The organism is Streptomyces sp. NPDC002018, from assembly GCF_042890865.1.
Taxonomy (GTDB): domain Bacteria; phylum Actinomycetota; class Actinomycetes; order Streptomycetales; family Streptomycetaceae; genus Streptomyces.
This window is the reverse complement of the sequence record NZ_JBIASO010000001.1, coordinates 278,312-294,973: the sequence shown is the minus strand read 5'-3', so window position 1 is coordinate 294,973 and position 16,662 is coordinate 278,312. Positions and strand designations below refer to the sequence as shown.

13 protein-coding genes and 1 pseudogene are annotated in these 16,662 nt (G+C 68.6%); 4 read left to right on the top strand and 10 right to left on the bottom strand.

Annotation, left to right across the window (positions count from 1 at the left end; genetic code table 11):
• Positions 1-27: 27 nt before the first annotated feature.
• Entirely contained in the window at positions 28-981 is a 954-nt protein-coding gene (locus tag ACFYYH_RS01280; RefSeq protein WP_388544254.1) for a cytochrome P450, read from the bottom strand.
• Between the two features lie 960 nt (positions 982-1,941).
• Here ACFYYH_RS01280 and ACFYYH_RS01275 point away from each other — a divergent pair.
• Positions 1,942-2,799, top strand: coding sequence for an IclR family transcriptional regulator (locus ACFYYH_RS01275; RefSeq protein WP_388545257.1), 858 nt, complete (start codon positions 1,942-1,944; stop codon positions 2,797-2,799).
• Positions 2,800-2,936: 137 nt separating this feature from the next.
• Here ACFYYH_RS01275 and ACFYYH_RS01270 read toward each other — a convergent pair whose 3' ends face one another.
• Positions 2,937-3,515, bottom strand: coding sequence for a TetR/AcrR family transcriptional regulator (locus ACFYYH_RS01270; protein ID WP_388544252.1), 579 nt, complete (start codon positions 3,513-3,515; stop codon positions 2,937-2,939).
• A gap of 78 nt (positions 3,516-3,593) precedes the next feature.
• Between ACFYYH_RS01270 and ACFYYH_RS01265 the strand changes: the two are divergent.
• Positions 3,594-4,526, top strand: a pseudogene (locus ACFYYH_RS01265) (oxidoreductase).
• A gap of 225 nt (positions 4,527-4,751) precedes the next feature.
• Complete coding sequence (locus ACFYYH_RS01260) at positions 4,752-5,576, top strand: NPP1 family protein (RefSeq protein ID WP_388544249.1); 825 nt, start codon at positions 4,752-4,754, stop codon at positions 5,574-5,576.
• A gap of 570 nt (positions 5,577-6,146) precedes the next feature.
• Here the strand turns inward: ACFYYH_RS01260 and ACFYYH_RS01255 are convergent.
• A complete protein-coding gene (locus tag ACFYYH_RS01255) occupies positions 6,147-7,469 on the bottom strand; it encodes an aminotransferase class V-fold PLP-dependent enzyme (protein ID WP_388544247.1) in 1,323 nt (440 codons plus the stop codon).
• 172 nt (positions 7,470-7,641) lie between these two features.
• Positions 7,642-8,889 (bottom strand): MFS transporter, encoded by a 1,248-nt coding sequence (locus ACFYYH_RS01250; RefSeq protein WP_388544245.1) that lies wholly within the window; start codon positions 8,887-8,889, stop codon positions 7,642-7,644.
• Between the two features lie 87 nt (positions 8,890-8,976).
• On the opposite strand from ACFYYH_RS01250, the gene ACFYYH_RS01245 reads away from it, so the two are divergent.
• A complete protein-coding gene (locus ACFYYH_RS01245) occupies positions 8,977-9,450 on the top strand; it encodes a winged helix-turn-helix transcriptional regulator (protein ID WP_388544242.1) in 474 nt (157 codons plus the stop codon).
• Between the two features lie 52 nt (positions 9,451-9,502).
• On the opposite strand, the gene ACFYYH_RS01240 is transcribed toward ACFYYH_RS01245, so the two are convergent.
• From ACFYYH_RS01240 to ACFYYH_RS01215, 6 genes are all read right to left on the bottom strand, one after another.
• Entirely contained in the window at positions 9,503-10,021 is a 519-nt protein-coding gene (locus tag ACFYYH_RS01240; protein WP_388544239.1) for a hypothetical protein, read from the bottom strand.
• A gap of 62 nt (positions 10,022-10,083) precedes the next feature.
• The gene (locus ACFYYH_RS01235; protein WP_388544236.1) at positions 10,084-11,745 is read right to left on the bottom strand and encodes a DUF885 domain-containing protein; all 1,662 of its coding nucleotides are present in this window, start codon (positions 11,743-11,745) and stop codon (positions 10,084-10,086) included.
• Positions 11,746-11,815: 70 nt separating this feature from the next.
• A complete protein-coding gene (locus ACFYYH_RS01230; RefSeq protein WP_388544233.1) occupies positions 11,816-13,078 on the bottom strand; it encodes an acetyl-CoA carboxylase biotin carboxylase subunit family protein in 1,263 nt (420 codons plus the stop codon).
• Positions 13,075-14,400 carry an acetyl-CoA carboxylase biotin carboxylase subunit family protein gene (locus ACFYYH_RS01225; protein ID WP_388544231.1) on the bottom strand — a complete coding sequence of 442 codons (1,326 nt, stop codon included), beginning with the start codon at positions 14,398-14,400 and terminating at the stop codon, positions 13,075-13,077. Before ACFYYH_RS01225 ends, ACFYYH_RS01230 begins: the two co-directional genes overlap by 4 nt.
• Positions 14,397-15,833, bottom strand: a complete 1,437-nt coding sequence (locus ACFYYH_RS01220) for an acetyl-CoA carboxylase biotin carboxylase subunit family protein (protein ID WP_388544229.1) — start codon at positions 15,831-15,833, stop codon at positions 14,397-14,399. Before ACFYYH_RS01220 ends, ACFYYH_RS01225 begins: the two co-directional genes overlap by 4 nt.
• Positions 15,834-15,893: 60 nt before the next feature.
• Positions 15,894-16,646 (bottom strand): hypothetical protein, encoded by a 753-nt coding sequence (locus ACFYYH_RS01215; RefSeq protein WP_388544226.1) that lies wholly within the window; start codon positions 16,644-16,646, stop codon positions 15,894-15,896.
• Positions 16,647-16,662: the final 16 nt, after the last annotated feature.

The following is a 16,662-nucleotide window of genomic DNA, read 5'->3' as shown; positions in this document are numbered from 1 at the left end:
GTTGCGGCTCGGTGCTGTTCCGGGGGGTCACCAGAGAACAGGCAGGAAGCTGGGGCCGTAGGCAGCCGCGGTGCTCTTGAAGGTGACCTCCCGCTCAGGGTCGACGCGCAGGTCGGGCAGTCGCCGGAAAATCTCCGGGAGTACGGTCTGAAGCTCCATGCGGGCCAGCGGCTGGCCGAGGCACTGGTGGATGCCGTAGCCGAAGGCGACATGCTGCCGCGCGTTGCTCCGGGACAGGTCGAGACGGTCGGACGCGGAGAACACGGCCTCGTCACGGTTTGCCGAATTGACCATGATGATCACACCGTCACCGGCCTTGATCGTGACATCGCCGACCTGGATGTCCTCGGTCGCCACCCGGCTGAGTCCCGACTGCGCGATCGTCAGGTAGCGGAGCAGTTCTTCGACCGCGTTCGCCAGTTCGGCGCTTCCCGCATGAAGACGAGGCAGTTGGTCGGGGTGATCCAGCAGCGCCAGCACTCCCAGACCGATCATATTGGCCGTGGTCTCATGGCCCGCGAAGAGCAGGAACGCGCCCGCGTCGGCCGCGTCCCGTACCGAAAAGGTTCCCGCGTCGACCTGTGCGCCCAGCCTGCTGATCAGGTCGTCCCTCGGCTCGCGGCGCCGTTGCCCGACAAGCCCCTCCAGGTAGTCGGCCAGCGCCATCTGCGCTGTGATCTTCGCCTCGCCCGAAACCGCTGTGTCGATGAGGACCTTCGAATGCTCCTGGAAGAAGGAGTGGTCCTCGTACGGGACACCGAGCAGTTCGCAGATGACCAAGGAGGGCAACGGCAGCGCGATCGCCTCGACGAAATCCACCGGAGGACCCTGTTCGATCATCCCGCTCATGAGCTGGTCGAAGATCTGGGACGTCGGAGCGCGCAGCGCGTTGATGCGCTTGACCATGAACTCCCGGGTCAGCACACCGCGGAAGAGAGCATGGACCGGGTCGTCGTGGAAGTTGAAGAAACCCGGCGGCATGGCCAGGGGCGTCCGCGAAGGGTATCCCGGCCGGGTCGTGTCGGAACTGGCCGCGGCGCTGCCCAGCACCGTCCGCGCGTCTTCCCACCGGGTCACCAGCCACGTGGGCGGCGCCCCGTCATCGAGGCGCACACGGGACACAGGTGCCTCGTGCCGCAGTTCGCGGTAGCGGGGCGGCGGGTCGAGAGGGGCATTCTTGTCGCGCGCCAGAGTCAGTACAGGAATACTCGCGGCAGACGTATCCACAAGGGCCTCCCAAAAGCAAGAAAATGTACGTTCACATGAAGGAACACTCGGAAAAGCTAACACGAGGATATTCACAGTCACGAGAGAAACGAAAACAGCACCAATATATGACGTGCGTTCCGGACCTCGATCACTGTGCAATCAAATCCGAGACCCGGCAATCACCATGTGACACGCAAACCCCATGTCATCGGAGGGGCCATGGGGAGCGGTCCCCCGAGAAGCATCGAAACAGTCATGTCTTGACTTTCTTGATGAATTACGAAAGGTGCCCGCACGGGCGCCGCGGGCTCCGCCGAAGCCACGGATTTCCGCCGGGCGCTTCAGCGCGCTGCCGCACTCGTTCGGGCACGCGCGGACTTCGGACACCGCGCTCGCCGAGCCCGATCTCACTGGCGCTGCCACGGCCGCGGGGACGACGTATGCGTCCACCGGCCCGGAATCTATATAGGTGTCCTGTTTGCTCACAGTACGTGTCTCATATGCTTCGGGCCTCGAACTGTATGATGCGGAGGAGGAAAGGCCGGATCGCCCGGACGGGTGTGCCGATCCCCTCGCAGCAGGTCCGACAACACAAGTGACCATGGAATGCGGCAATTCCGACACTCGACCAGCAGGGCGACACTTCACCGCCACTGACCGGGTTCCACGGCATGTGACACATCAGCCTGATGTCCTGGCCACGTGACAGGAGGAAAAAACCCTGTGGATACGATGCCGTCGAGTCGATTTCCGACCAGCACGAGCAGACCGGCCAGCGCCCTGAAGGACACGGTTGAGCCTGCTGTCACAGGGACTCGAAGCGTTTTCCGCGCCCTGTCGATCCTGCACGCGTTCTCGGCCCGCCGGCCCCATCTGAGTGGACGGGAAGTCGCTGAGAAGTTCGGCTGCTCATTGCCGACGGCGTATCGCCTGCTGCGCGCCCTCGAGGCAGAGCATTTCCTGGTGTTCGACAAGTCCACCCGGACCTACAGCCTCGGGCCGGAAATCCTCAGGCTGTCCGGTGTCATGCTGCAACGCGACAGTGTGGTGGCACAGACCCAGTCGACCCTGATCCGGCTGCGTGCGCTGACCGGGGAGACCGTCGGCGTCTTCTGGCGTCTGGGAAATCAGCGCACCTGCACCCATGAGATGGCCGGCCCGCACACGGATCGCGTCGAAGCCGGTGTCGGCGAGGACTATCCCCTTACACGGGGCGCGGCCGGCAAGGCCCTGCTCATCACGCTGCACGACTCGGCAATCCGCGAGCTCGTCGCCGACCCGGCGGTCCCCGAACCGCTCAGAGGTGTCGATGCGCTGCTCACCGAGCTGGAGGTGAGCCGCAGGCGCGGCTACACCGTCAGCGTGGCGGAAACCGTCGCGGGAGCCGTGTCGATCGCCGCGCCGATCCCCTGGTTGCAGCAGGGACTGGCGGTCTGCAGCATCACGGCCCCCCAGTCCCGGTTCGGCCCGAGGGAAGTGGAGAAGGCTGGCGCCACTCTCGTCGAGGAAATGCAGCGGCTGCGATCTCATCTCGGCCGACGTCCCGCGGAAGACGTTCAGTTCGAGGACCCTCGCGCTGGTCACCGGTAGCGGTTGGCGGGTAGCGGTTGGCGGGGCCATGCGGGAGCGCTGTCGGCCGGCCACCAGTGGCTGTCGAGGTCGGTCGACGGCGGCCCCGGCCGCGACGGAGGGCTGTCGCCGGTGGCTGCCCACGGTCACCTGAGGGTTCATGCGAGAGGCGCATCCGCGGGCGACAGGCATCTGCGCAGGGCGGGAGCGATGCGCTCCGCCACCTCATCGCCGCCCCGGAAACGGCACATCGCCTGAAGGCCGACGATCAGGGTCTTCACGTCGATCACCTCCAGGTCGCCGCGCACGGTTCCGGCTTCCTGGGCCGCGGCGAGAAGCCCGGCGATGGTGGCCGTGAAGGTCCGTTCCACGTCCGGCAGGGCGGTCGCAAGATCGAAGCCGCTGCCGGAGAGCGCCTCCTGAAGTCCCAGGTCCACGGCGCCCTGCTGGGTCATATGGGCAAGGAAGATGAACAACCCCTCGGCGGGGTCCGCTTCAGCCCGGCCTTGTATGCGGTCGATGACCTGCCGCAACCGGTCGGCGATGATCGCCTCGAAAAGAGCCTCTTTCGTGGGGAAGTGCCGGTAAAGCGTCCCGGCTCCGATGCCCGCTCGCCGCGCGATCTCCTGGATCGGCACCTGACCGCCCTCCTGGGCGAAGGTCCGGGTGGCGACCTCGATCAGCCGGGCCCGGTTGCGAGCGGCGTCCGCCCTCAGCGGCTTGACGGTGTGGTGCAAGTCCCCTCCTTGTATGCGGAGCGTCCGTTCCGGTACGGTCCCAAGCGGAACGCGCGTTCCGATTCCAGTGGAGGATATATGAGTCAGCGTTGGACCGCGGCCCGCACACCCGACCAGCGCGGCAGAACCGCTGTCGTCACCGGCGCCGCCTCGGGGATAGGTTTCGAAACAGCCCGAGCGCTGGCCGTTCGCGGGGCAACTGTCGTACTGGCGGTGCGCGACCTGGAAAAGGGCGAGCGCGCACGCGCGAGGATCACCGGCGAAGCGCCTCGGGCACGGGTGGAGGTACAGCGGCTGGACCTGTCGTCACTGAACTCCGTGAGGGCGGCGGCGGAGGACTTGCGAGCCGCGCATCCACGCCTCGACCTGCTCATCAACAACGCCGGGGTCATGCGTGTCCCCCAACAGACCACGGTCGATGGATTCGAGCTCCATTTCGGCACCAACCACCTGGGACACTTCGCCCTCACAGGCCTGTTGATCGACCAGATGCTCGACGTCGCGGGTTCGCGTGTCGTCACCGTCAGCAGCGCTGATGAGCGCAGGACCGACGGCATGGTGGCGGAGGACGTTCACTGGACCGCCCGGCGGTACAGCAGCACGGGTGCGTACGCGCAGTCGAAGTTGGCGAACGTCATGTTCACGTACGAACTACAGCGGCGCCTCTCCGGCCGCGGCGGACCCGCGGCGCTCGCCGCACACCCCGGCGGCTCGGACACGGAGGGGGCCCGCAGAACGGTCGGCGGTTTCAGCCCTGTTGTTCGCGCGGCGTTCGCCGTGGTCATCCGACCGCTCCTGTTCCAGTCCTCCGAACAGGGCGCGTGGCCCACCCTGCGCGCGGCCACCGACCCTGATGCGGTGGGGGGCCAGTACTACGGTCCGGGCGGCTTCCTGGAAAGCAAGGGACACCCGAAGGCCGTCCGGTAAAGCAAAGAATCCCATGACACGGAGATGCAGGCCCGGCTGTGGGAACTCTCCGAGGAACTCACCCAGGTGAAGTTTCCGGTCTGACAGTGCGCCTCGGCCGCTGCCGATACGCGGCTCGCAGCAGCCCCGCCGTCGCACTACCGCCGCGCCCGCCGCAGGAGGGATCGATCTTGTTCAGGAGCGGTTCACCGGAGTGGTCTTCAGGAAGACCTGTCATGGACACTCCCGTCGGGGGATCCTGTCGGCAGCCATCACTCGGCCATGTCGGCACCGTGTCGACTGCTCGCCGAGTCATCCGAGAGGACGCACATGGACAATCCGGCATCGCGTGGAGCGGGTAGGTCGGCTCTGGCGTTTTTCGAGCGGAAGCGGTCCTGGCTGGGGGCATTGTTCGGCGCCACGGTCCTGAGTGTGGTGTTGCCGACGTCAGTGGCTCACGCCGACAATCTGCCGAACCTGCCCCAGAGCGCCGGGGGTTATGAGGCATCGTTCTCGCCCGCGTACGACTACGACGGCGACGGCTGCTACCCCGTCGCCGCCATCGCACCCGACGGAGCGCTCAATCCCGGTCTGAACACCTCGGGCGCGGTCAACGGCAGTTGCCGCGACCAGTCCGACTTGGACCGGACCCAGACCTACGCCCGCTCGAAGTGCAACAACGGATGGTGTGCAGTCGTGTACGCCAGCTACTTCGAGAAGGACCAGGCACTCCCCGGCAGCGGACTCGGTGGTCACCGCCACGACTTCGAGCACGTGATCTCATGGATCAGCCAGGCGTCCAACCAGGTGGAATACGTCACGACCACTCAGCATTCCAGCCAGGTGACCTATCCGCGTTCGCAGGTGCGCTTCGACGGTTCCCACCCCAAGGTCGTCTACCACAAGGACGGTCTGGGCACCCACTTCTTCCGGCTCGCCAACAGTAACGACGAGCCGCCGGAGAACCACTATCGCAACTGGCGCCAGCCCCCCGTCGTGGACTGGAACGGGTGGCCCAGCACTTCTCTGCGGGACCGCCTGATGAACGCGGACTTCGGGTCGGCCACCATCAAGACCACGGACAAGGACGATCGCTTCCGGAATCTCCTGAATGCCTCCAAGCCGTCCGGTATCCCCTTCGATCCCTGGGCCTGACAGCAGGACACCGGAACCGCGGACGCCGGACAGTACGAGGTACGACGACGCCGCGCATGGTTCGGTGTGACATGAGCGCAACCGGAGAGCCGGGCAGATCATCGGTGCGCCGGTTGTACCAGGGCGTGTTGCGAAAGTAGCGCCGTCCGCGCGCGGCGCGGGACCCACGGCGCCCGGTGCAGACGATCGCACGGCGGAGGATCAGCCGTGCGGACGGACCGGCCGTACCCGGCTGACTCCCCCGACGCGGCAAGTGCGCGCGCCGGGCGTCGCGGGCCGGGCAGCACTTCCGCAACACGCCCTGGTGACGGCCAAGCCGCGGACGTGCCGCGGTGATCTCTCCTGGCGCTCGGCACCGTCGGGCCCGGCCGGGTACTGCGGTTTCGTCACGCTCCGGCGGACGACGCGAACGCTGTCGACTTCCGCTCCGGCGGCAGGGCCGTGCCCCAGGGAGCCGTCAGCCGCTCACACCGCCCCGGCGCCGGTCCGGTTCACCGACGTCCGAGGCGACGTGCCAGCCGAGCGGCGTCAGGGGTGCATGACCCTCTCGTCACGGTTTTCCTTCGGCGCTCAGGCGCCGGATCGCGAGCCCTTCAGCGACCGGATGATGTTCAGGGTCAAGTCGATCTCTTCGGGGAAGTTGACGATTCCCGCCGACAGACGTACGCGAGGAACCCCGTACGGCGTGCTGTTGGCGATGACCCGGTTCTCGCGGAGGATCTGTGCCACCTGCTGCGGTGCATGACCCTCCACGTCGAAAGTGACGATGCCCGCGGACAGTTCCGGGTCGAGCGGCGTGTGCAGCGTCACGTGGTCCATGGCAGCCAGGCCTTCCTTGATCTGGCTGTTCAGCTCCGCGATCCGGTCCTGGATCCGCTTGCGTCCGATCTGCTGGACGAAGCGGAACGCCTCGGCGGCGGCCCACTGGTGTTCGTAGGAGAAGAATCCCCCCGGACTGACCCACGCGGCTTCCGTGGGGCCGGCCGGCCGGCGGTCCTGTCGCCAGGCCGCGGAGGTCTCCTTGCTCATCAGACTGGGAATCGTCGGCTGGAGAAGCGCCCAGTTCTCCGCCTTCGCCCACATGATTCCCGTCCCGCGCGGTCCCAGGATCCACTTGTGCGTACCGGCGGAGAAGAAATCGCAACCCATCTGTGCGACGTCCTCGTCCGCGACGCCGAACCCGTGGACCCCGTCCACCACCAGCAGGATGCGGTCGGCTTCGTCGCGGTTCCGGTTCAGGTCGGCGATGACTTCGGCGATCCGGGACATCGGCAGGCGCACGCCGGTGTTGGAGTGCACCCAGGCCACACCGAACACACGGGTGTTGGGGCGCACGGCGGCGCGCAACCGTGCGATGGCCTCGTCGACGGAGAAGTCGAACGACGAGTCGTAGAGCGAGATCGAGCGCATGGTCGCGCCCCACTTGTCGGCGGCCAGGCGGATCGCCTCGTGGTGGGGATAGAACTCGTGCGTGGTGGTCAGAATCTCTTGGCCCGGCTTCAGCGGCAGGCCGTTGTACGTCAGGGCCAGTCCCATGGTGGTGCTGCTGGTCAGAGCGATCTCACTGGCCTGTCCACCGACGTACTCCGCCGCCTCGGCACAGACGGAACGCCACAGCTTGTCCTCTTCCCGGGCGAACATGTTGTCGTCGAGGAAGCTGTGCGGGTTCTCGTCGAACGCGCGCCGGTAGTTCGTGATGGCGTCACGGACAGGCGTCGGGTTCGAGGCAAGGTAGAAATTGGACAGGTGCACAAGGTCGGGCGACAAGAGAAACTGCGCACGGACGGATTTCCAGTCGCCCGGATCGAAGGGCTGGGCTGCGGCCTCCCGCGTGACCTGCGAGAAATCCGCAAGGTCGGAGTCAACCAGGCTTGCAGGGTTCGAAAGAGACACGATCACTCCTCTTGACTGAGACTGGGCTGCATCTGTGCGGGCGCCGGACCACTGCCCGGAAAGGCGGAAGGAATCTCGGTCCGCTCCCTTTTCCTCCGCCCGAGCTCTTCCGGTGTCGTCCGGCGCCTTGTCGGGCTTGCCGGTTGCGAGTGGATGGTCGAGCCGGGAGTTCTCAGGAGACCCTGGAACGGTCCGCCACCGGGGCGGCCTGATCCGTTTCGCTCCTCTGTTTCTCCTTCTCGCCACGGTGCGCGTCCGCCTCCTTGGAGCGCCGGCGTCCGTCGGTTGTCCAGACGATCAGCGCGCAGGTCGCGAATCCGGCCCCGAGGAGACTGGAGGCCGCCCAGCCGTGGGAGCTGAAGACGGAGGTGGTGGTGGCCGCGCCAAGGGCGGAGCCGAGGGAGTAGAAGACCATGTAACCGCCGATGACACTGCTGGTGCGCTCCGGATGCGCGGTGGTGAGCAGGTGCTGGTTGCTCACGTGCACGACCTGGACCGCGAAGTCGAGCACCACGATGCCGATGACGAGCAGCCACAGGGACCAGGCCAACTGCGCGGTCGCGGCCCAGGAGACGATGAGCAGAACCAGCGCGAGGCCGCTGATCGGGATCGCCCGTCCCGCGTCCGCCCACCGTCCCGCACGTGCCGCGCCCAGTGCACCGGCGAGTCCGACGATGCCGAACAGTCCGATCTGGCTTTCGCTCAGCTGCCACGGTGCGTTCGCCAGCGGCAAGGACAGGCCACTCCACAGAGTGCCGAACGATGCGAACAGGAAGAACGCGATGAGACCGCGCGTCAGGAAGAGACGTTGCCCGAACAGACCGCCGAGCGAGACGGCGGCCTGTCGGTAGCCCGCGGGCCGGCGAGAGCTGTCTTCGGGCGGCAGTGCGCGCAGGGCAAGGGCGGCGAGGGCGAGGGCGAGCACACCGAGCACGGCGTACATGCTGCGCCAGCCCCACGCCTGCGCGAGCGCGCCGGTCACGACCCGCGCGCCCAGGATGCCCACCACCACGCCCGAGGTCACGACACCGATGTTGCGTCCGCGCTCGGCGGGCGGTGAGACCGACGCGGCGTAGGCCACCGTGGTCTGCACCACGACCGCGAACATCCCGGCCAGCGCGAGCCCTGCGAAGGCCGTCCACGCGGCCGAAGCCGCAGCCGTCAGGAACAGTCCTGCCGCGGTGATGGCCAGGTGCACTGCGATGAGCCGGCGCCTGTTGGCGACCACGTCGCCGAGCGGCACCAGCAGCACCAGACCGGCCAGGTAGCCGAACTGACTGGTAGAGACGATCCACCCGGCGTGCTGTGCCGACACCCCGAGGCTGTCTCCCATCGGCGGCAGCACTGTTTGCGCAGCGTAGACGCTCGCTACCGCGACACCGCACACGGTCGCGAGGAGTAACCGTCGCCAGACGTCCATCGCACTCCTCACATGATAAGTAGCAAAGTGAAACTAATTTGACCGTAGGGCATGATGGTTTCGATCCGCAACTCATTGGGAGGTGTCATGCCGCGCCCCTCCACGGGCACTCCGAGCCCTGCCTGGACCGATCCCGACTGCCCGGTAGCCCGCACACTCGACCTCGTCGGTGACCGGTGGAGCCTCCTGGTCATCCGGGACGCGATGGACGGGGCACGGTCCTTCACCGAGTTCCAGCGACGGACCGGCATCGCCCGCAACATCCTCACGGACCGCCTGCGCAAGCTCACCGTCCACGGAGTCCTGACCCAGCAGACCGCGCCCTCGGGCCGCCGCCTGCGGTACGTGCTCACCGACGCCGGCCGCGACCTCTTCCCTCTCCTCCTCACCCTGCGCCAGTGGGGAGAGCGCCACGCCTTCGAACCCGGCGAGCCACACTCCACACTGGTCGACCAGCACGGCAACCGCGTGCCGGACATCAAGCCGACCGGCGCCAACGGCGCCCTCATCGACGCCGACACCACTTACGTGCGGAAGACCGGCGGTGAACGGCACCGGTGAGGCGACGGCCGACGGGCCGACGGGCCGACGGGCCGACGGGCCGACGAGACGGTCAGCGTCTGTACCCGGGCGCGCACAGCGACGAGGTGTGCCCGGCCGGCTCTCGGGCGGCACCCGCAGGCCAGACGACCTCCACGGCGATACCGCGGGCACGGGCGTACGCGACCATGTGGGCGGTGGCGTCCTGCCCGCTGGACGGTGAACCGTCCCAGACGGCCAGCAGCCGGCTACAGCCGCTGACCAGCCGTTCGTCCGCGCTCACACAGGCGTCCCGGTCCAGCGGGTCGAAGGGAAGCATCCGTATCTGCTCGGCCAGGGCCAGCAACTCCCGGTGCGCCCGCCGGTCGTGGAAAGGAGCGTCGGCGAAGGCGTCGCCCCGTTCCGGGAGCAGGACCACCAGGCGCTGCCCCACCTCGTTCACCACCCGCCCGAACACCAGGGGCAGTCCGGCGCCGGCGCGTACCAGTGCCGTCGCGCGGGGCGGCAGGCCCCGCACGCGCTCCCGTAGTTCGGCCCGGACCAGATCCCATGTGGCCGAGGTCAGGTCGGCATGTCCTACTGCCGTGATCATCCGCTCGCTCGCTTTCTCGCCATGTGGTGCGCTCCGCTCGTATCCGTCCTGTCCCCGCACGGTCAGCGGGCACGACCCGCGCGCGTCAGCTCCGCGCGCAGCAGATCCAGGCCCATCGGCCCCAGGTTCAGCGCATGGTGGTGGAACCGCTTGAGGTCGAAGGCCGCGCCGTCGCGACGGCGGGCCGCCTCCCGCGCCTCCAGCCACACCCTCTCTCCCAGCTTGTAGGCGAGGGCCTGTCCCGGGCGTCCCAGATACCGGTCGATCTCGAACTCGACGAACCCTGGTGGACCGAGCCCGCAGTGTTCCGTGAGAAACTCGCGGCCCAGCTGCGGCGTCCACTGCTCTCCCTCGTGGAACCCGGTGCCCGCGGGGATGGGGAGCCGCAGGTGCAGCCCGATGTCCAGGACGACCCGTGCGGCGCGCAGCAGTTGCCCGGTGGCCAGCATCCCCAGCCGGTGGGCCGGGTCGGCGAGGTATCCGAGTTCGTCCATCAGCCGCTCGGCGTACAGGCCCCACCCCTCGACGTGCCCCGGGTGCAGTTCGCACGACAGCCGCTGGAACCGGTTGAGCCCGGAGGTGTTGAGCGTCGTCACACCAAGTTGCAGGTGGTGGCCCGGGACACCCTCGTGGAACATCGTGCTCGGCACGGTCCACGTCCGGATCGGCGCGCCCGGCTCGGGCCTGGTCCACCAGACCGTGCCGGAACGCGACAGGTCCTCGCTCGGCGCCAGATAGAAGGCGGGCCCGTCGGCAGGGCTGATCCGGCAGTCGATGCGTCGCAGTGGCCCGGGGATCGCGAAGTGCGTGCCGTCGAGGTCGGTGATGGCCGTGTCGGCGAGTTCCTGGAGCCAGTCGCGGAACCGCGCCCTGTCCGTCATCTGGTGGCGCGGGTCCCCATCGAGCCGCGCCAGCACGGCCGGCACCGGTTCGCCGGGCGCGATCCGCGCCGCTGTCACCGTCATGTCCCGCTGTATCCGGCCGAGTTCCTCCCAGCCCCAGGCGTAGGTCTCCCGCAGGTCCAGCCGGGTGCCGAGGAACTCCCGCACACCGAGCTGGTAGCGCTCCTCGCCCACGGCGTCCAGCTTCGGCGCTTGTGCCGCGAGCTCCCGCGACAGGTAATCCGCCATCCGTGTCAGCGCTTGGTTCGCAGCCGCCGCGGCCTGCTCCAGTGCGCCCCGCAGCTCACCGTCGCCGTGCCCGGCGGGCAACCCCGCCAGGTACTGCCGCATGTCACGGCACTCCCGGGCGTTACGGATCACCTGACGGTACGGTGCGACCCGGCCGCCGCGCCGCGCCGCCACCAGACTCTCCCGCAGTCCCGCCAGCGCCTGCGGGAGGGCCGACAGCCGCGCCAGCAACATCTCCCACGCGGTGTCGCGGCCCTGATCCAGCAGCCCCACCGCTTGACGCAGACGCTGGACCGGCCCGTCGAGGGTGTCCAGCAGCGTGCCGTACACGTCGGTGTCGGCCAGCGCCACCTGCGTGGCGAGCCACTCACGCAGCACCGCTGCCGCGACGCGCTCCGCGTCCCCGGCCACAGGCGTGTCGTCGACCGCCTTCAGCATGCGGCGCGCCGACGCCGCCCGCTCCTGCACCGCCTGGGGGCCGAAGTCGGTCAGACGGGTCTCCTGACCGGCGATGCCCATCGCCGCGGCGAGGCAGGGGTCCAGTACGGCCAGCTCGTCCACGTACTGATCCGTGAGATCGTCCAGTGCCGTCATGATCGGGACCGGCTCGGCGACGGCAGCCCGGGAGCGGCGACGGCCACCGCACACGACAGGTGCTGCTTCCTCATGCCGGCACCTGCTCGGACGTCGTGAGAGCGGCCGGGCCTGTGCGGACCGAGAGCGAGGCGAACAGGTCGGTGATCCAGCGCCGGCCGCCCTCGGGGGTGTCACTCGCGACGATCCCGGCGAGCACCGTCTCGCCGGCCTGGTAGGTGATGTGGTCGGGCAGCGGCGAGCCGGGCGGCAGTTCGTTCCAGGCGACCACGGACGGGTCGTCCCGGAACGCCGCTGTCCCGTCGAGCCCCTGGAACTCCCGTCCGGCCAGGTGGTGGCCGGGGCAGACGAACCAGCCGTACCGACGCCGCTGCGCAGGCGGCTCGGGGAGCGTTCCGGTGACGCGCTCGCCGAGCAGAGCGCGCAGTTCGTAGGAGGGCAGGTGGACGCCGGTGGCCAGCTCGACGGTGGCCACCACGTCGGCTCCCCCCACCCGGTTGCCGACCTCGAGGAAGACCAGCTCCCCCCTGTCCGCGATCGCCTCCAGATGGAAACTGCCGTCCTCGACACGCACCGCCGCCAGGACGCGGGACACCCAGGCGCGCTCCTCCTCGGACAGCGCGAGCTGGAACGACCCCAGTGGCCGGCCCTGTGCGTACTCCAGGCAGGTGCCGACGTACTCACTCGCGCTGAGGACCAGTACGTCGCCGCCCTGCACCAGGCCGTCGAAGTGCCTGATCGGCCCGGAGACGAACTCCTCCACCTCGAAGTCGGCCCGGTCGCTGCCCGTGTCGAGCCGGGATATGCCGGTGCGGCCCTCGGTGATGGCCGCGGCAGCCTGCCGGGGTGTGTCGAAGACGAGGACGTCCTCGCTGGACGCACCGCGATGCGGCTTCAATACGGTCCGGCCGTACCAGGAAACCCGGCCCTCCAGCTCGAGGAAGTCCGGCAATGCGAAGAAGCGGGGCACGCGCAGACCCGCGTTCTCGACCACCTGCTTCATCAGGACCTTGTCCCGGGCGAGCGCCACCTGGCCGGCCGGCGGGCCGGGCACGCCCAGGTACTCGCGCAGCAGGGCGGCGTCGAGCAGCTCGTACTCCGATACCGAGATGACCCGGTCGAAGTCGCGGGGCCGGTGTGCCAGCCAGTTCCGCGCCTCTTCGAAAGCCGGGCGCAGACCCGGACGGCTCACCCGCTCGCAGCGCAGCTGCGGCGGCAAGGTGGCCAGCGCCTGGTCGGTCCCGAAATAGGTGACCTCGTGCCGGTCGTGGGAGATCCCCCGGTGATATTCGATCTTGAAGTAGGGCACGCGGTGCAGAATGAGAATCTTCATCGGGCCTTCCTTGAGGAAGCGGGGAAGCGAAGGGCGTGGTCCAAGGCGTCCGACCAGGCCTCGCGCAGTGCGTGGACGACGGTGCGGATGTCGGTGCGGCCGCCGCGCAGGACGACGCAGCACTGTGCCGCGAAGTCCGCGTTGTCGCGGGCGACCGCGTGCAGGTCGCGGCGCTCGGCCGACAGCCAGGAGAACTCCGTGACAGCCAGTTCCCCCTCGGCCAGGCCGAGGCGTTCCGCGGTGGCCTGGACGGCGTCCGCGAACGGGTCCGTGCCGGACAGGACGTCGTCCGGGGAGAACGAGCGGTCGGTGGCGACGCCGAGCAGCACGGTCGCCGCCGAGCACTCGGCCACCAGTTCCGGCGTGCCGACGGCTGTACCGAAGGCCGTGTCGACCCAGCGGTGGTGCAGGTCGATTCCGTACACCCATCGGGCCAGCGACCAGATCTTCATTCCGCCCGGTCGCCGGTTGGGCTCCACCACCGCGGCGCGCAGCCCGTCGTCGCTCAGCTTGATCTCGTTGTGGAAGGGCCCGTCACACTGCCCGACGAGCAGGTTCGCCTGCCGTCCCGCTCGTTCCAGCGTCGCGCGCTCGTGCTCGTACACCCGGGCGGGCAGGACCTGGGCGATCTCGACCGGGTACCGGCCGCGCGCGCTGATCTTCTCGGTGAGGAACGCCAGCGGACCCAGTCCGTCGAAGGAGTACTCCCGCCGGTACGGAATGAGCTCCTCGCAGATCACCCCGCCTTCCAGATAAGGAAGGACCTCGGCGAACACCGCCGTGAGGTCGTCGCCCGGCCGCACCACGACGACGCCCCGGTTGTTGCCCTCCGCCGCGGGCTTCACGACGAAGCCCTGGGGGTGGTCGCGGGCGAATCCCTTCAGCTGGTCGAGCGAGGCGATCTCGGCAAACGCGGGCACCATGATCCGTTGCGTCTCCAGCAGGTCGGCCACGCGCGCCTCGCCGAGGCGGTAGCGGTACTTGGAGAACGCGCCCTCGGCCAGTCGCGACGAATCGACCGGGACGTCCAGCCGCTCCAGCAGCTCGGCTCCGCTGCGCACGGCGTTGTCGGAGAAGACGATGCCCGCTCTGATCCGCTCACGCCGGTTGCCGAGCAGCTTCTCGCCCATCTCGGCGAAGTCGTCGCGCAGCGGATCGAGGTCGATCACCTCGTCGGCGAGGGCGCGGTCGGTCCCGGTGGCGTCGGCGCGGATGAGTATGACCGTCGCGCCGTGGTGTTCGCGCGCGTGATCCCGCAGGTGGCGGACCTCGTCGACGCGGCTCAGGTTGTAGTCGACGATGAGGAGGATCGGCCTGGTCATCCGCGCTCCCTTTGGTACACGATCTCGATGGCGTGCTCGGAGGCGGGCAGCAGCCGGGGGAGGACCGCATCGCGGTCCGCTCGGTCCATGCGCCAGAGCACCTGGCCGAGGAACACTTCGCGCGAGGACGAGCGCACGACGTCGCCGGGCTTGAGCAGGACCTGCGACACGACCGGCGGCAGGGGGAGGTCGTCGTTCAGACGCACCGCGCGGATCGTTCCGGGGTCGGCGAAGAAGACCCGGAAGAACGTCGCGTTACGGCCCTGCGTCGTGCCGTCCGCCGCGAATGACAGGCTCTTCAGCGCCTTGCTGAAGCCGGCCGGCCGGCCGGCGGCGAGCAGGGAGTCCAGCCAGAGGTCGAGCAGGCCGGGACCGCCGGTCAGAGCCGCCACACTGGGCGAGATCAGACTGCCGCCGACCCGCGGGTTGACCTCGATCAGATCCCAGCCGGACGCGGCGTGCCGCGCCTCGACATGGAAACAGCCCCAGTCGAGGGCGAGGACATCCAGCACACTCGTCACCCAGCGGATTCCGGCGGCGATCTCCTCCTGCGACAGGCTGGTGGGCGGGCTGACGCAGGCGTTCTCCAGCACGGTCCCCGCCGTCTCCGTGACCTGGCACTTCTCGTGCACAGCCACGACGTGGGGCTCGGCGTCGACGACGATCACCTCAAAGCTGAACTCCCGCCCCGGCACATAGTCCTCGACGAGGAACTCCATCCCGCCGGCGACACCGTGGTCCGAGCCGGCTCCCGGGTCCACACCCTCCTCCACGGCCGGGTGCGCGTGCGGGCCCGGTCCCACGGGATCGCCGGAGCCGGGCTGGGCGGCGAAGACGCTGGAGTAGACCGTGTCGGACCGGGCCTCGGCGGCGATGCGTTCCACGTCGGTCCAGGTCGTGTCGGCGGTGAGTGGAAACGTCCCGAAGGAGGCGATGCCGCTGACCGGCTTCACGAAGTAGCGGCCGCCCTCGCGCTGGCGTTCGGCGAGCGTCTCGGGGGTGAGAGCGGACGCCCGGCCACGGCTGAGCCCGGCGTCGGCAAGCCGGTTTCGCAGCGTCCGCTTGTCCCGCAGGTCCAGGACCTGCTTCTCCTCCAGGTCCGGGACCCCCAGACGGGCGTTGGCCAGCGCCATCAGATGCCGGTAGCCCTCCCAGACGGTGAGGCAGCACTGCACCGCCACGCCCGCTGCCCGGAGCTGGTCGAGGTAGTCCTCGACGTCGCGGACCGTCAGGACGTGCCCGGTGGTCACCCGCACGTCGGCGGCGATGTCGGCCAGCGTCGCCGGCCTGGATGTCTGGTGCTGCGGTTCCGGCAAGGAGCTGAGCACATAGCCCTTCAGTCCCCGCGCCGTGACCGTGCCGAGAAGGTCCTCCATGAACGAGAACCCGACATGGCTGAGCAGCAGCACGCCCCTGGCATTTTCGGTGCTCATTCCGGCCTCCTTACCGGCAGGCGGGGGCGCGGCCGCGCCGCGCCCCCGCTGGGACGGATCTCAGGCCGGCTGCTTCTCGGCCCTGGCGATGGTGTCCAGGTAGAGCTCCTCGAAGTACTGCGCCAGGATCTGCTGGTGCTCGCGGAGGTACCGCTTGAACGAGTCGATGTCGTCCTGGCCGCGCAGCAGGTGCCGGACGGCAGCCCACACCTCGCCGGGGTGGTCGTCGTTGATGTCGGTGTGCGAGTGGTTGATCTGGCCGCCGATGTTGGCCTCGCCGACCGACTTCTTCAGCGCCTCCAGCTTCTTGGGCTCCAGCTTCACGTTCACGTACTCGACGAGGTAGGAGTACGCCACCACGCCGAGCGGGCCCTCGTGGTCCAGGAGGTACGAGAAGTAGCCGGTGAGCAGCTTGGTCGACAGGTAGGGCTCGGTGGCCAGGAACTGCTCGCGGGACACCCCCGCCTTCTCCAGGTCGGCGATGAACAGCTCGTCGTGGAGCATCTCCTCCTGTTCGTAGTTGGCCCAGACCTGCGCCGCCTGGGGGCTGATCTTGGCGATCTCCACCAGCGCCTTGGCCTCGGACACGCGCAGCATCCGGATGCGCCAGGCGGTTTCGATCAGGTTCCGCTTGTAGTACTCGGAGTCGACGTTCCTGCCTTCGAGATGGGCGGCCTCGGGGACGTTGGCGTACCACTCGAGGACCTGCTGGTCGAGCTGCGCGTCGATCTCGGCGCGCAGCTCCGCCGAGGCAGTGCTGTTGAGGAACCAGGTACGGTCCCCGTAGCCGACGTTGGTCACGCGGTTCGGCATGGTTCACCTTTCGGTT